Consider the following 14,483-nt stretch of genomic DNA (forward strand, 5'->3'; position numbering starts at 1 on the left):
AGATCAGGCCGCCATGCCGGCGTCGACCTTGACGCGCCATTCGCCGGTCAGGAGCTTTTGCATCAGTCCGCGCTTAAGTGCCTGGTAGTTCGTTTGCTTCTCATCTAGGAGATTGGCTTTCGCATCTACGCCATCAAGGATGTCAGCGATCCGTTCTTGCTCTGCCCTGTCATCAGGCACCACAAGCGGAAGCGATGCAAGGATGGCGGTGTTCATGTTGGGCATCGTCTGACCGACGGCGTTCTGCTCTAGCCATGTGCGCACAACGTCCAGCTGAAGTAGGTGCGCGAGGTATGCCGGCGAATGCGCCTTGCCGGGTATTGCCTTCAGGCATCCCGTGCCGCACAAGGCGCCTTGGGTTTTCTCATCAATGAGCGCAAATCTGGCGACGTCTCCTCGTCGGCTGAAAAGCAGATCGCCCCGGTTCAAGCGATGCTTATCCAACTCCTCCGCGCGTGTCTGTGAGACCTTGGCGGCAGTTTCAAGATTGGCGCGGCAGTTCACGAGGTCCTTAGGCATCAGTACGGGCACGCCTTCGTCTTGATACTCGTGGGCATGCAGTTGGCTTCCGAACGGTCCCGTTTGCAGTGCGCCGTCGCACACCTCTCCCAGCGTCTGGACGCCCCACTTCGTAGGGATCAGTCCAAAGGGGCTGTCCTTGAACTCGGCGTGCGCCGTCCACCGGCCATCGGCTCCTAGGGTGCCAATGCCCCGGCTGAACAGCGTCTGCATCAGGCCCTGTTTGAGGGTCTCGGTGGCTTCAATCTGGCGTGCAATCACGTCCAGCTTGTCGTCCACGGCTATCAGGACGGCGGCGACGGCCCGCTGCTCCGCCAGAGAGGGGACGCCGACCACGATGTCAGCCAAGTCGGACCAACTCACACGCGGCATCTTGGTGCCATACGACAGCGCCTCAACGGTTGAAAAGACGCCATCGCCTTGCATCAACTGAAACAGGAAGCTCCTGTCGGCAAGGTCATCCTTTGGATGAATCGCCAGTATTTCCGTGGTGCAGATTCCGTCGAACGGAGCAACGGCGTACTTGCGAAGGTACGGCCGTAGCTTCCCGAAGAGCACATCGCCCTGTTTGAATGCAGTCTTGATGCTAGCCTGCGCGCCGCCGCTGTCCCATCCCAGCAGACGGCCTGTCTCGGATTTAATGTGCTCAAGTTCTACGCAGCGAACGCCGTGCTGCGCTACAGCCTTGCTCTTTCTGGCGGACGCAATGGTGCCAAGCGACAGCGGGGCCCAGTCCTTCGGTATCCAACCCGCGTCCGTTTCCCGGTAGCCGGGAATTCCTGCGTTCGTCATTCAACGCCCTCCAGGAGCCCCAGTTCCGCTAAGTAGCCGTTCAGCCGCACATCAATCTGCGCCTCTTCCTCCACCAATGCCGCAAGCTGGGTCAGAGTGGCCGCCACATCGACGGTGTCCTCGGTCTCCCCGTTGGCGATGTACCGCGCAATGTTGAGGTTGGTGTCATTGCCGCGAATCTCGTCCAGCGAGACCACGCGGCAGTAGTTGTCCACCTCGGTCTGCTGCTCGAAAGCGGCATTGTGCGTGCGAGCGATGCGCTCGATGTCCTCAGGGCGCAGGCTGTTCTGGGCCTTGCCTTCCAGGTAGTCGCGGCTGGCGTCGATGATGATGACTTTGCCCTGCAGCGCGGCGGGCTTGCGCTTGTTCAGCACCAGGACGCAGGCCGGGATGCCGGTGTTGTAGAACAGCGCGGTCGGCAGGCCGACGATGGCCTCGATGAGGTCGCCGGGCTGGCCGCCGCTGGCGGCATCGGTGCCGAACAGCAGGCCCTCACGAATCCTGCCCTCCTCGCCGCTGCGGAACAGCACGCCGTGCGGCAGGATGATGCCCATGCGGCCGTCGGCCTTCAGACTGGCCAGCATGTGCTGGGCAAAGGCCAGGTCGGCATAGCCGCGCGGCGGCACGCCGTAGCTGAAGCGACCGAAGGGGTCGCTGACGGTCTTATAGCTGGGCGTCTTGGACTTCTTGTTGCTGCCAGCGCCGCCTTCGCTGTCTTGCGCGGCTTCGGCTTCCAGCTCCAGCGGTGTCCACCAGGCCTTGGCGGAGAAGGGCGGGTTGGCGATGACACGGTCGAAGGTCTTGAGGTAGCCGCCATCCAGGTGCTTGGGCTCCACCAGTGTGTCGCCACGCTCGATCTGCGCCCGCATGTTGTGCAGGTAGAGGTTGAGCTTGGCGATGGCCCAGGTGCCCAGATTCTTCTCCTGGCCGTACAGCAGGGCGTTGGGTTGGCCGAGCAGCGTGCCGTTGGGCAGCTTGGCGATGTGGTGTGCGCTTTCCACCAGCATGCCGCCGCTGCCGCAGGTGGGGTCGTACACGCTGTGGCCGGGCTGCGGGTCGATGAGTTCCACCACCAGCTGCACCACAGCCTTGGGCGTGTAGAACTCGCCGCCCTTCTTGCCGGCATCGTCAGCAAACTGCTTGATGAGGTACTCGTAAGCATCACCCAGCATGTCGGCCTTGTACAGGTCGGCATTGCCCAGGCGGTACTGGTTGAAGTGGCGCAGCAGGCGCTGCAGCGTGGCGTCGGACAGCACGCGCTTGTCGCCGTACTGCGTGGCGGTCAGCACGTGCTGCAGCTCGGTGTTGTTGGCCTCGATGTCCGCGAACGCCTTGTCCAGCGCCTCGCCGATGTTCTCGGTGCGTGCGATCAGGGGCGGCCAGCGGGCGTCGGGCGGGAAGATGCCCCACTTGGCTTGCACCTCGACGGCGGCTTCTTTCTCGCTGAGCTTCTCGTCCTGCTCCAACTGCCGGACGCGCTCCTCGAACACGTCATTGAAGCGCTTGAGGAACAGCAGGCCGAAGATGTAGTTCTTGAAGTCCGACGAGTCGATGGAGCCGCGCAGGATGTTGGCGGACTCCCAGAGCCAGGATTCGAGGGATTTGAGGGTAAGTGCCATGAGGTGACAGTGTTCTTGTAGGTCTGTTCAAGGAAACGGGCGGTTTTGGCGGTATGCATCCAAAGCTGCTGGGGTGAGCAGTGCCACGCAACGAGAGTGGGTGGGGCACTGCCGATATAGGGATGCGAGAGTGGGCGACAGCCAGTGAAGCAACTCGATCAGGCGGTCATCGATCAGGCGAAGGCGATCCAAAGACTCTTGTGGAGTCCTTGTGGGGCCATCAACGATATTCACCTGGCGTCCAGGCCGGTTACGGGCTTCTTCCCTGAGGGGCCCCAGTTTCCAGATGGGCTCCAGGTGCGCGATCCTGTTTCGCAGGTCATTGCACAGGTCTAACCTTGCAAAGAAGGCATCTTGATGAGCTTGGGGCCGCCAGTACGTTTCGACCCGTTGACGATGGCCAGGAAGAACGTCCGGAATAATGTGATTCCAAGGAACCGCAACCTGATTGGTGTCCGTCGATACATCCAAGAGCCTTGGCCAAAAGCCAAACGTGAGGTTCGAGACCACGTCATCCGGGGTGCGGGCCGGCTGGCGTGGTCGCCAGTTCCCTCTATTGCTTACATGAGTGATGTCGCGCACCTTTTCAAACGACTTCTGGGGAAGACGCAGGTGGGCATACCAGTCGCGCGATCCGGCGCTGCCCAACTGGCCATATCGCTGACTTAGAGCTGCGTGGAACTTGTTGCGCAAGACGACCTCGATCAGGTCCGTGGTGCGAGCAAAGGCCTCGCGCAAGTCCTCGTTCCATTGATACAGCCCTAGCGCCTCCAAGTCGGTGCCTGCCTGAAAGAAGCGCCTATAGCTCCCCAGCCGAACGTGAGAAATGGCCTGGATCACCTCCTGCACGTTCTGGGCGGACATGTTGTTGTAGTCAAGCACTCGTGTTATCCTTGAGAGGTAGGCGCTTGGGTACCATGGCTTGACAAGTCTCTCTTCGGACGGACGTCAGGTTCCAAGACGCAATAGAGGAGGCGGCCGCGTAAGCGGCCGTTTTCCTTTGTGTTATGCACGATGCACCTCCTGGATGAGGCTGGCAAACCGGCTCTCCAGACCTTCCAACTCTGCTCGGAGCTGTGCGCGCTCCAATCGAAGGGCCTGCAGGTCCACCTGCTGGAGCTGCTCCACGGCACCCACATAGCGAACCACGTTGAGATTGCATTCGTTCTGAATGATGTTCTCTAACGACACCAAGCTGGCGTAGCCCTCAACATCCGCCCTGGCTGCATAGGTGGACACGATCCGCGCCAGATCCTCATCGCATAGCTGGTTTTGGGTTTTCCCGTGCTTGAACTGGCGGCTGGCGTCAATGAAGAGCACTTGCCCGTCGCTCTTGTCCTTACGTAACACCAGCAGTGCAATCGGCAGGGGCGTGTATGGAAGCAGCTTGGCTGGCAATGCGATCACTGTGTCTACGAGGCCTTCCTCCAGCAGCTGCCTGCGAATCTGGAGCTCCGCACCGCTCCGGAAGAGGACACCATGGGAGACCACGACTGCCATGCGGCCGTGACCAGGTTTGAGCGTCTTCACCATGTGGCTGATGAAAGCGTAGTCAGCCGAAGCGCGGGGCGGAACTCCGCGTTGGTAGCGCCCGTAGGGATCGGAGGCTGCGGCTTCTTGTCCCCAATCCTTCACATTGAAGGGCGGGCTTGAAACCACCACGTCGAACGTCTGCAGCTGGCTTCCGGCCACCAAGAGCGGGTCTTTGAGGGTGTCTCCCCATGCCAAATGCGCGGCGAGCTCCCCATGCAAAAACATGTTGATTTTTGCGAGGGCCCAGGTGCTGCCGTTCTTCTCTTGGCCAAACAGCTGACAGCCCTCGCCGCCAGAGTGAGCACGTGCGAAGCCACTGCAGGTCAACAACAACGTGCCAGAACCGCAGCACGGATCGCCAACGCTTTCCTTACCTTCGGGCTGGAGGATTTCAGCGATCAGCCGGGAAACCCCGGGCGGGGTGAAGAACTCGGCGCCTCGCTTGCCGGCAACGGCCGCGGCCTCGCTTATGAGCGTTTCGCAGGCAAAGCCAGCCGCTTCGGCACTTGCGCCTCCTCGAAAGTCGAACTCTGGCAAACCGAAGCAGCCCAGCAGATCAGCGATGAGGTGTTGCCTTTGCTTGGGTTCACCCAGCAAGGGGGAGTCGAAGCGGACGCTGTGGAAGGCGCCTTGCAGCAGCGGGTGCTGGTTCTCCAAGTCGGCCAGTGCCCGGTCAATACGCCGCCCGATATCGGGCATGTGCTTGGCGTTGAGCAGTTGCTCAAAGGATGGCACCGATCCGGCATCCGCGTCGAGCGCAACCGCATGGCTAGCTTCGTCGGCAGTACGGTCAGAGGCGTACTTGAATACCAGCAACGCCAGGAGGTAAACACGAACCTCTCCAACATCGGCCACGCCACGAACTGAATCGAAACAGCGCACGAGTGCATGACGGATTGCCTGCTCGGTCTCAGCATCAAGCATGGGCGCCCCCTCGGTGCGAAAAGGGGTCGGCCATATGAGCTACCTCAATGGTGTCTAGCGCTGTCAACCGATGCCGGATGGCAGCGATCCGCCCCGCCAGTTCAACAATCTCGGCGATACGGTGTTGGAGTTCCATGTCGGGGAGGTGCACCTCTAGCGTCTGAAGAGCCGTCTTGGTCAACGCCTTGATACTGGTGCCTGTCAGCATTTGCTTGAGCTTGACGTGGGTAGTCGGCAGGTTGAGAAACCACACCAAGTAACCCGCATCTAACGCGGCGGCCGGTCGGATCACATTCAATTGACCCACCGGCAGAACTGGCACGTCCGCCCCGGTAAAAAGCGATGCCCTGTAGTAGTCGCCCCGTGAAGGAATGACCACATCACCCGCTTGCAGGCAATTCGCGCGGTACTTCTCGGCCACAACAACCCGCGGCAGTTCGCTCCAGCTTACTGGCGTCGAAGCCAAAACGTCCCGGATGGCCAACGCACGCACGTTGCCTTCAGGATGTTCTTGCGGTGCTTGATCTCGGAAGACCACTGCGGTGTGGACTTCCGCCAAGTCGTTAAGTGCAAGAATGGAATTCATCGAATAACTCTACTGTTGGCGCAGTGTAGCGCTGCCTGCGTTCGGGTGCAAGCAGTAGAGTTATTTGTTTTGATGGACTAGTTGTTTTGTGACCGTCTGGCGGTGAAGTCGAGCCAATGAAGAGCAAGACCCCAAAGCTTCGCAGCTTATAGGGTCCCGTTTCGCACCTTATGGGGTGCTCTACAGCGCCTACACGTCGATGTTCGACGCCCGCAACGCGTTCTGCTCGATGAACTCGCGCCGCGGCTCGACCTCGTCGCCCATCAGCATGGTGAACACGCGGTCGGCTTCGATCGCGTCGTCGATCTGCACGCGCAGCAGGCGGCGCACGGTCGGGTCCATGGTGGTTTCCCACAGTTGCTCGGGGTTCATCTCGCCCAGGCCCTTGTAGCGCTGGCGCGAGGTGGTGCGCTCGGCTTCGCCGATCAGCCACTTCATCGCGACGCGGAAGTCGGCGACCTTCTCTTCCTTGGCGCGCTCCCCTTCGCCGCGCTTGACCACCGCGCCTTCGCTCAGCAGGTCGCGGAAGGTGTTGGCGGCCGTGGCCAGGGCCGCGTAGTCGGCGCCGTGCACGAAGTCCTGCGTGATCACGCTGCTCTTGATGTTGCCGTGGTGGCGGCGGCTGATGCGCAGCACCGGCTTGTCGGTGCGCACGTCGAACTCGCTCGCGACTTCGGCGGGTGCGCCGCTGTCGTTGAGTTCGCGCAGCTTGGCCTGCAGCAGCACGGCCGAGGCTTCGGCCGATGCGGGCGTGTCGAGGTCGAGCGACACGCCGTCGGCGATCGCGCGCAGCGCGGCCGCGTCCATGAACACGCCCAGGCGGGCGATCACGGCCTGCGCCAGCTGGTGCTTGCGCGCCAGTTCGGCCAGCGTGTCGCCGGTCAGCGTGGTGGACTTGGCGCCGCCGGTCTCGATGCTGGCGTCCTTCAGGGCGACCTTGAGCAGGAAGGCGTCGAGGGCCGGGCCGTCCTTGAGGTACTGCTCTTCCTTGCCGACCTTGACCTTGTACAGCGGCGGCTGCGCGATGTAGATGTGGCCGCGCTCGACCAGCTCCGGCATCTGCCGGTAGAAGAAGGTCAGCAGCAGCGTGCGGATGTGGGCGCCGTCGACGTCGGCGTCGGTCATGATGATGATGCGGTGGTAGCGCAGCTTGGCGACGTTGAAGTCGTCGGCGCCGCCGCCGTTGGTGGTCGCGCCGGCGCGGCCGATGCCGGTGCCCAGGGCGGTGATCATCACCAGGATTTCGTTGCTGGTCAGCAGCTTCTCGTAGCGTGCCTTCTCGACGTTCAGGATCTTGCCGCGCAGCGGCAGGATGGCCTGGAACTTCCGGTCGCGGCCCTGCTTGGCGGAGCCGCCGGCGGAGTCGCCCTCCACCAGGTAGACCTCGCAAAGCGCCGGGTCCTTTTCCTGGCAGTCGGCCAGCTTTCCCGGCAGGCCCATGCCGTCGAGCACGCCCTTGCGGCGCGTCATTTCGCGGGCCTTGCGCGCGGCTTCGCGCGCACGGGCGGCTTCGACGATCTTGCCGCAGATGATCTTGGCGTCGTTCGGGCGTTCCTGCAGGTAGTCGGTGAGCAGGCGGCCGACGATGTCTTCCACCGGCGCGCGCACTTCGCTCGACACCAGCTTGTCCTTGGTCTGGCTCGAGAACTTGGGCTCGGGCACCTTCACGCTCAGCACGCAGCACAGGCCTTCGCGCATGTCGTCGCCGGTGACTTCGACCTTGGCCTTCTTGGCGAACTCGTGCTCTTCGATGTACTTGTTGATGACGCGGGTCATCGCGGCGCGCAGGCCGGTCAGGTGGGTGCCGCCGTCACGCTGCGGGATGTTGTTGGTGAAGCACAGCACCTGCTCGCTGTAGGCGCTGTTCCACTGCATCGCGACCTCGACGCCGATGTGCGTGCCGGGGATGCCGCCGTAGGTTTCGGCCGGCTTCTCGCCCATCGCGTAGAACACGTTGGGGTGCAGGACGGTCTTGCCCTTGTTGATGAACTCGACGAAGCCCTTGACGCCGCCGGCGCCGGAGAAGTCGTCTTCCTTGCCAGTGCGTTCGTCCTTCAGGCGGATGCGCACGCCGTTGTTCAGGAAGCTCAGCTCGCGCAGGCGCTTGCTCAGGATCTCGTAATGGAAATCGTTGTTTTCCTTGAAGATCTCGGTGTCGGGCAGGAAGTGGACTTCGGTGCCGCGCTTGTCGGTCTCGCCGACGATCTTCATGGGCGAGACTTCGAAGCCGTTGACGGTCTCGAGCAGGCGGTTCTGCACGAAGCCGCGGCTGAATTCGAGTTCGTGGATCTTGCCTTCGCGGCGCACGATCAGGCGCAGCGTGATGCTCAGTGCGTTCACGCACGAGACGCCCACGCCGTGCAGGCCGCCCGAGACCTTGTAGCTGTTCTGGTTGAACTTGCCGCCGGCATGCAGCTCGGTCAGCGCGATCTCGGCGGCCGAGCGCTTGGGCTCGTGCTTGTCGTCCATCTTCACGCCGGTCGGGATGCCGCGGCCGTTGTCGGTGACGGAGATCGAGTTGTCGCTGTGGATGGTGACGACGATGTCGTCGCAATGGCCGGCCAGCGCCTCGTCGATGGAGTTGTCCACCACTTCGAACACCAGGTGGTGCAGGCCTGTGCCGTCGGAGGTGTCGCCGATGTACATGCCGGGGCGCTTGCGCACCGCTTCCAGCCCTTCGAGGATCGTGATCGAGCCCTCGCCGTACGAGGTGTCGGCGGGCGTGACTTCAATCGGAATCGCGCTCTCGATTTCCGGGGTGTAGACCGGTTCGGTGTGCGGGACTTCCGGCTTGTTTTCTTCGCTCATAGGACTCTTTCAAACTCTCTCTTAACGGATGGGCGGCGATTCCGCTCTCATTCCAGGAACACCGCGGAACCGGCTTTGCCGGGCCGCAGGTGTTGCCCCCTGGAGGGGGAAGGCGCATGCGACACGCAGTGCGCGCAGCCCTCGGGGGTGGGTCAAATGCGCATCGGCATCACGACGTACTTGAACGATGCGTTCTCGGGGATGGTCAGCAGCGCCGAGCTGTTGGAGTCGGCCAGGTCCAGCTTGACCATGTCCTGGCTCATGTTGGCCAGCGCGTCGATCAGGTAGGTCACGTTGAAGCCGATCTCGATGGCGTCGCCGCCGTAGTCGATGTCGAGCTCGTCCTGCGCCTCTTCCTGTTCGGCATTGCTCGAGGCGATGCGCAGCGTGCCGGGCTCGAGGTTGAGTCGCACGCCCTTGAACTTGTCCGAGGTCAGGATCGCGGTGCGCTGCAGGCTGGCCAGCAGCGTGGCGCGGCCCAGGGTCACGCTGTTCTTGTGGGCCTTGGGGATCACGCGGTTGTAGTCGGGGAACTTGCCCTCGACCAGCTTGGTGACGAACTCCATGCCGCCGAAGCTGAACTTGGCCTGGTTGTTGGCGAACTGCATGTCGATCGCGCCTTCGGCGTCGGACAGCAGGCGCTGCATCTCGATCACGGTCTTGCGCGGCAGGATCACTTCCTGGCGCGGCACTTCGACCTCGAGCATCGCCGAGGCGAAGGCCAGGCGGTGGCCGTCGGTGGCGACCAGGCTCAGCTGCTTGCCTTCGGCCACGAACAGGATGCCGTTGAGGTAGTAGCGGATGTCGTGCACCGCCATCGCGAAGGACACCTGGCCCAGCAGGTCCTTGAGCGTCTTCTGCGGCACGCTGAACACGGGGCCGAAGTTGGCGGCTTCCTGCACCAGCGGGAAGTCCTCGGCCGGCAGCGACTGCAGCGTGAAGCGGCTCTTGCCGCCCTTGAGCACCAGCTTGCTGGCGCTCGATTCCAGGCTCACGGTCTGGTCGGTCGGCATGGTGCGCAGGATGTCGATCAGCTTGCGCGCGCCGATGGTGGTCGTGAAGTTGCCTTCGTCGCCGCCGAGTTCGGCCGATGTGCGGATCTGGATCTCCAGGTCGCTGGTGGTGAGCTGCAGCTGGCCGCCGGTCTTGCGGATCAGCACGTTGGCCAGGATCGGCAGCGTGTGACGCCGCTCCACGATGCCCGCCACCGACTGCAGTGCGGCGAGGACTTTGTCTTGTGTTGCCTTCAGGACGATCATGTCGATTACCTCTTCCTCGTTTCGTTCGAATCGTTTGTGTGCGGTGCTGAGCGTAGCGGGTGCCCGCGGCTAGCCCTTGAGGGTCTGCTCGAGCACGTGGAGCTGCTGGTTGAGCTCGGTGAGCTGCTGGCGCTCGCCCGAGATCTTGCGCACCGCATGCAACACCGTGGTGTGGTCGCGGCCACCGAACAGCTCGCCGATCTCCGGCAGGCTCTTCTGCGTGAGCTCCTTGGCCAGGTACATCGCGATCTGCCGTGGCCGCGCAATGCTGGCCGGGCGTTTCTTGCTGTACATGTCGGCGACCTTGATCTTGTAGTAGTCGGCCACCGTCTTCTGGATGTTTTCCACAGAGATCTGCCGATTCTGGATCGACAGCAGATCGCGCAGCGCCTCGCGCGCCAGGGCGATCGAGATCTCCTTCTGGTTGAAGCGCGAATACGCCAGGATCTTGCGCAGCGCACCCTCGAGTTCGCGCACGTTCGAGCGCACGTTCTTCGCAACGAAGAATGCGACCTCTTCGGGCATCTCGGCCGACTCGGCGCGCGCCTTGTTGATCAGGATGGCCACGCGCATCTCGAGCTCGGGCGGCTCGATCGCCACCGTCAGGCCCGAATCGAAGCGCGACACCAGCCGCTCGTGGATGTCGGCCAGACCCTTGGGATAGGTGTCGCTGGTCATCACGATGTGCGACTTCTTGGCCAGCAGGGCCTCGAACGCGTTGAAGAACTCCTCCTGCGTGCGGTCCTTGTTGGCGAAGAACTGCACATCGTCGATCAGCAGCAGGTCGAGCGAGTGGTAGCGTTCCTTGAACTCGTCGAAGGTCTTGCGCTGGTAGGCCTTGACCACATCCGAGACGAACTGTTCGGCGTGGATGTAGAGAACCTTGGAGTCCGGCTTGTCGGCCAGCAGCCGGTTGCCCACAGCGTGCATCAGGTGGGTCTTGCCCAGGCCGACGCCGCCGTAGATGAACAACGGGTTGTACAGATGGCCGGGCATGCCCGAGACGTGCATCGCCGCGGCGCGCGCCATGCGGTTGGCCGTGCCTTCCACCAGCGTGTCGAAGGTCAGGCCCGAGTTGAGCCGGTTCTTGAACGCGGCCAGGGCCGGGTCCTCGCCCAGGCCGGCCACTTCGCGCGGCACGTCGGTCTCGACCAGGGCGGCCATCGGCGACTGGCGCACGGGCGCCTCGCGCGCAGCGAGCGCCAACTCCACGGACACAGGCTGGCCGTAGATCTTCTCGGCCATGGCGGCGATCTTGCCGGCGTACTGGGCCCGGATCCAGTCGAGCTTGAAGCGGTTCGCGACAAACACCGTCATGCGCGACAGGTCGTCCGTGACCTGCGCTGTCAGCGGTTTGATCCAGGTGTTGAACTGTTGCTCCGACAGCTCCTGCGCGAGTTGGTCGACGCAGGCCTGCCAGAGGCTGTCACCCGCGCCGTCGTTCGGCATGGGCGGCTTGAAATGGGGGGTGTCCCTCGGTCATTTTCTGGTTGTCGTGTTGTGGATAGATGCTTCTTCGAAGCGCCCGGCATTCTAACTTGTCAAAGCCTTATCCACACCGTTGCACACCGCCCCGCAAGCACCCACCGAAACCCCTGGTTTGGTGGTTCGCCAAATGTTTGCGATAATCTTCGGTTCCCCTGAAAGCCTCTTTTGTGTGTTTCGGGGCGATCCCGAAAAACCCGAATCGAGGGCATCGCCGCATGGCGTCCCAGACATTCCACCCGTCGCACCCAGGGGCACGCCCCGGGCGCCAGGAAACCTCATCATGAAACGCACTTACCAAGCTTCCAAAGTCCGCCGCGCCCGTACCCACGGCTTCCTGGTCCGCATGAAGACCCGCGGCGGCCGCGCCGTCATCAACGCACGCCGCGCCAAGGGCCGCAAGCGCCTGGCCGTCTAAGGCCCGAGCAAGACGGCACTCAGCTCGACGTGCCGCTCGCGCCCGCAGCTCCCGTTGGCTTGATGCCGCCGTCTTCCATGCAACGGCTGAAGACGCGCGCGCAGTTCCAGGCCGTCCTCGCCGGAGCCACCGTGGCGCGCACCACCCATTTCGCACTGCACCGCTGCGCACTCGATGCGCCGGCCGGTGCTGCGCCGCTCTTCGGTGTTGAACCGGACGTGTGGGTGGGGGCCATGGTGCCCAAGCGCTGGGCGCGCCGCGCGGTCACGCGCAATGCCATCAAGCGACAGATCTATACCGTGAGCGCCCTGGCCGAGGCCTCGTTCCCGCATGCCGCGCATGTGGTGCGTCTGCGCGCCGGTTTCGATCGCAAGCAATTCGTGAGCGCCACTTCGGACAAGCTCAAGGCGGCCGTGCGCGCCGAACTCGAACAACTGCTTCAGCGGGCCCGCGCGGCACGGACATGATCCGGCGCCTGCTCATCGGCCTGGTCAAGGCCTACCGCCTGCTGTTGAGTCCCTGGCTCGGCCAATCGTGCCGTTTCGAGCCCACCTGTTCGCGCTATGCCATCGAGGCGCTCGAAGTCCACGGCGCCGCCGTCGGCAGCTACCTGACCCTGCGCCGTCTCGCGCGCTGCCAGCCCTGGTGCCAGGGCGGCCACGATCCGGTGCCTCCTTCGAAGGCCCAGCCTCCCGGCTCCGGGGCGCTGTTCTCCTTTCTCTCCTCCGACAAGAAGTCTTCTTCATGAACGATATTCGCCGCACCATCTTGCTGGTGATCTTTGGTTTCTCGCTGGTGATGCTGTGGGACCAATGGCAGGTCCACAACGGCCAGAAGCCGACCTTCCTGCCGGGCAAGCCGGTGGCCACCGCACCGGCCGCGGCCCCCGCTTCGGGCAGCAGCACGACCCTGCCGGGCGCGGCCGGCGTGGCGGGTGGCACGGCCACCGTGCCGACGCAGGGCGAGACGGCGGTCGGTGAAAAGGTGACGGTGTCCACCGACCTGTTCACCGCCGTCTTCGACGGCCAGGGCGGCACCCTGTCGAACCTGCAGCTGCGCAAGTACGACGACCAGACCAACCACAACGGCCTGGTCGACACCGTCAAGCGCCTGATCGGCCAGCCGGTCCCGCCGAACGAGGTCAAGAACGTCACGCTGATGGAAGACGGCTCGCCCGCGTCGCGCTACGTGGCGCAGACCGGCCTGCTCAACCCCGTCGACAGCGGTGCGCGCTTCCCGAACCACCTGAGCCTGATGACGGCCAAGGCCGGCCCGCGCGAACTGGCCGACGGCCAGAATTCGCTGGAAGTCTCGTTCGAATCGGAGCCCGCCGGCGGCCTCAAGTACGTCAAGACCTACCAGTTCCTGCGCGGCGACTACTCGATCCACGTCAAGCACCAGATCGTCAACGTGAGCGACAAGCCGCAGGACGCGCAGCTCTACCTGCAGCTGGTGCGCCACGGCACGGTCGCGGGCGGCACGATGTTCGGCACCAACACCTTCACCGGCCCGGCCTTCTACACCGACGAGAAGAAGTTCCACAAGGTCGCGTTCACCGACATCACGAAGAACAAGGCCGACCTGCCGCCGCCCGCCACCAACGGCTGGGTCGCGATGGTCCAGCACTACTTCGTGTCGGCCTGGCTGCTCAACGCGCCGGACAGCCTGCACCTCAAGCGCGAGTTCCGCGCCGCCGACCTGGGCAACAACCTCTACTCGGCGGCCATGGTGCTGCCGCTGGAACCCATCGCCGCCGGTGCCACGAAGACCATCGACTCCAGCCTGTTCGCCGGTCCTGAAGAAGAGAAGAAGCTCGAGGCGCTGGCGCCCGGCCTCGAACTGGTCAAGGACTACGGCATCTTCACCATCATCTCGAAGCCGCTGTACTGGCTGCTCAACGAGTTGCACAGCCTGCTGGGCAACTGGGGCTGGTCCATCGTCGCGCTGGTGGTGCTGCTGAAGGCGGCCTTCTACTGGCTCAACGCCAAGGCCTACGCGAGCATGGCCAAGATGAAGGGCATCAACCCCAAGATCACGGAGATGCGCGCCCGTCTGAAGGACAAGCCGCAGGAGATGCAGCAGGAGATGATGCGCATCTACCGCGAGGAAAAGGTCAACCCGATGGGCGGCTGCTTCCCGATCGTGATCCAGATCCCGGTGTTCATCGCGCTCTACTGGGTGCTGCTGTCGTCGGTCGAGATGCGCCATGCGCCCTGGATCGGCTGGATCCATGACCTCTCGGCACCCGATCCGTGGTTCATCCTGCCGGTCGTCATGACGCTGACCTCGCTGTTCCAGACCTGGCTCAACCCGACGCCGCCGGACCCGATGCAGGCCAAGCTGATGTGGATCATGCCGCTCGCGTTCAGCGTGATGTTCATCTTCTTCCCGGCCGGCCTGGTGCTGTACTGGATCACCAACAACGTGCTGTCGATCGCGCAGCAGTGGTTCATCAACAAGCGGCTGGGCGTGCTGGGCAAGTAAGCCTGGCATCGACCCCCCGTTCCCCCGAGGGCCGCGCAAGCGGCCCTTCTCGTTTC

12 protein-coding genes are annotated in these 14,483 nt (G+C 63.3%); 4 read left to right on the forward strand and 8 right to left on the reverse strand.

What is annotated here, in order from left to right; all coding sequences use genetic code 11:
* Positions 1 to 3: 3 nt before the first annotated feature.
* From K0H49_RS16715 to dnaA, 8 genes are all read right to left on the reverse strand, one after another.
* Positions 4 to 1,311 (reverse strand): restriction endonuclease subunit S, encoded by a 1,308-nt coding sequence (locus K0H49_RS16715; RefSeq protein WP_219214757.1) that lies wholly within the window; start codon positions 1,309 to 1,311, stop codon positions 4 to 6.
* Positions 1,308 to 2,930, reverse strand: a complete 1,623-nt coding sequence (locus tag K0H49_RS16720; protein ID WP_219214761.1) for a type I restriction-modification system subunit M — start codon at positions 2,928 to 2,930, stop codon at positions 1,308 to 1,310. Before K0H49_RS16720 ends, K0H49_RS16715 begins: the two co-directional genes overlap by 4 nt.
* Before the next feature lie 27 nt (positions 2,931 to 2,957).
* Complete coding sequence (locus K0H49_RS16725; protein ID WP_219214764.1) at positions 2,958 to 3,812, reverse strand: Abi family protein; 855 nt, start codon at positions 3,810 to 3,812, stop codon at positions 2,958 to 2,960.
* A gap of 123 nt (positions 3,813 to 3,935) precedes the next feature.
* Entirely contained in the window at positions 3,936 to 5,387 is a 1,452-nt protein-coding gene (locus tag K0H49_RS16730) for an N-6 DNA methylase (protein WP_219214767.1), read from the reverse strand.
* Complete coding sequence (locus K0H49_RS16735; RefSeq protein ID WP_219214770.1) at positions 5,380 to 5,973, reverse strand: restriction endonuclease subunit S; 594 nt, start codon at positions 5,971 to 5,973, stop codon at positions 5,380 to 5,382. The genes K0H49_RS16730 and K0H49_RS16735 overlap by 8 nt, the downstream gene beginning before the upstream one ends.
* A 189-nt stretch (positions 5,974 to 6,162) precedes the next feature.
* Positions 6,163 to 8,781, reverse strand: coding sequence for a DNA topoisomerase (ATP-hydrolyzing) subunit B (gene gyrB / locus K0H49_RS16740; protein ID WP_219214773.1), 2,619 nt, complete (start codon positions 8,779 to 8,781; stop codon positions 6,163 to 6,165).
* 152 nt (positions 8,782 to 8,933) lie between these two features.
* Positions 8,934 to 10,040, reverse strand: coding sequence for a DNA polymerase III subunit beta (gene dnaN, locus K0H49_RS16745; RefSeq protein ID WP_183028532.1), 1,107 nt, complete (start codon positions 10,038 to 10,040; stop codon positions 8,934 to 8,936).
* Between the two features lie 69 nt (positions 10,041 to 10,109).
* The gene (dnaA, locus tag K0H49_RS16750) at positions 10,110 to 11,489 is read right to left on the reverse strand and encodes a chromosomal replication initiator protein DnaA (protein ID WP_183028533.1); all 1,380 of its coding nucleotides are present in this window, start codon (positions 11,487 to 11,489) and stop codon (positions 10,110 to 10,112) included.
* A gap of 319 nt (positions 11,490 to 11,808) precedes the next feature.
* Here dnaA and rpmH point away from each other — a divergent pair, with 319 nt between their 5' ends.
* The 4 genes from rpmH to yidC all read left to right on the forward strand — a co-directional run bounded on the left by rpmH (position 11,809) and on the right by yidC (position 14,427).
* On the forward strand, positions 11,809 to 11,943 hold the full coding sequence (rpmH, locus tag K0H49_RS16755) for a 50S ribosomal protein L34 (protein WP_007834827.1): 135 nt from the start codon (positions 11,809 to 11,811) through the stop codon (positions 11,941 to 11,943).
* 77 nt (positions 11,944 to 12,020) lie between these two features.
* Positions 12,021 to 12,410, forward strand: coding sequence for a ribonuclease P protein component (locus K0H49_RS16760; protein ID WP_219214776.1), 390 nt, complete (start codon positions 12,021 to 12,023; stop codon positions 12,408 to 12,410).
* Positions 12,407 to 12,691, forward strand: a complete 285-nt coding sequence (gene yidD, locus K0H49_RS16765; protein WP_219214778.1) for a membrane protein insertion efficiency factor YidD — start codon at positions 12,407 to 12,409, stop codon at positions 12,689 to 12,691. The genes K0H49_RS16760 and yidD overlap by 4 nt, the downstream gene beginning before the upstream one ends.
* Positions 12,688 to 14,427, forward strand: coding sequence for a membrane protein insertase YidC (gene yidC / locus K0H49_RS16770; protein WP_219214781.1), 1,740 nt, complete (start codon positions 12,688 to 12,690; stop codon positions 14,425 to 14,427). Before yidD ends, yidC begins: the two co-directional genes overlap by 4 nt.
* Positions 14,428 to 14,483 lie beyond the last annotated feature (56 nt).

The organism is Variovorax boronicumulans (assembly GCF_019352895.1).
Taxonomy (GTDB): Bacteria; Pseudomonadota; Gammaproteobacteria; order Burkholderiales; family Burkholderiaceae_C; genus Variovorax; species Variovorax boronicumulans_A.

Excerpts from the sequence above, each read along its gene's own strand:
- dnaN (WP_183028532.1), bottom strand. The coding sequence starts at position 10,040 with ATGATCGTCCTGAAGGCAACACAAGACAAAGTCCTCGCCGCACTGCAG.
- K0H49_RS16760 (WP_219214776.1), top strand. The coding sequence starts at position 12,021 with ATGCAACGGCTGAAGACGCGCGCGCAGTTCCAGGCCGTCCTCGCCGGA.
- K0H49_RS16720 (WP_219214761.1), bottom strand. The coding sequence starts at position 2,930 with ATGGCACTTACCCTCAAATCCCTCGAATCCTGGCTCTGGGAGTCCGCC.
- gyrB (WP_219214773.1), bottom strand. The coding sequence starts at position 8,781 with ATGAGCGAAGAAAACAAGCCGGAAGTCCCGCACACCGAACCGGTCTAC.
- dnaA (WP_183028533.1), bottom strand. The coding sequence starts at position 11,489 with ATGCCGAACGACGGCGCGGGTGACAGCCTCTGGCAGGCCTGCGTCGAC.
- K0H49_RS16735 (WP_219214770.1), bottom strand. The coding sequence starts at position 5,973 with ATGAATTCCATTCTTGCACTTAACGACTTGGCGGAAGTCCACACCGCA.
- yidD (WP_219214778.1), top strand. The coding sequence starts at position 12,407 with ATGATCCGGCGCCTGCTCATCGGCCTGGTCAAGGCCTACCGCCTGCTG.
- rpmH (WP_007834827.1), top strand. The coding sequence starts at position 11,809 with ATGAAACGCACTTACCAAGCTTCCAAAGTCCGCCGCGCCCGTACCCAC.
- K0H49_RS16715 (WP_219214757.1), bottom strand. The coding sequence starts at position 1,311 with ATGACGAACGCAGGAATTCCCGGCTACCGGGAAACGGACGCGGGTTGG.
- yidC (WP_219214781.1), top strand. The coding sequence starts at position 12,688 with ATGAACGATATTCGCCGCACCATCTTGCTGGTGATCTTTGGTTTCTCG.
- K0H49_RS16730 (WP_219214767.1), bottom strand. The coding sequence starts at position 5,387 with ATGCTTGATGCTGAGACCGAGCAGGCAATCCGTCATGCACTCGTGCGC.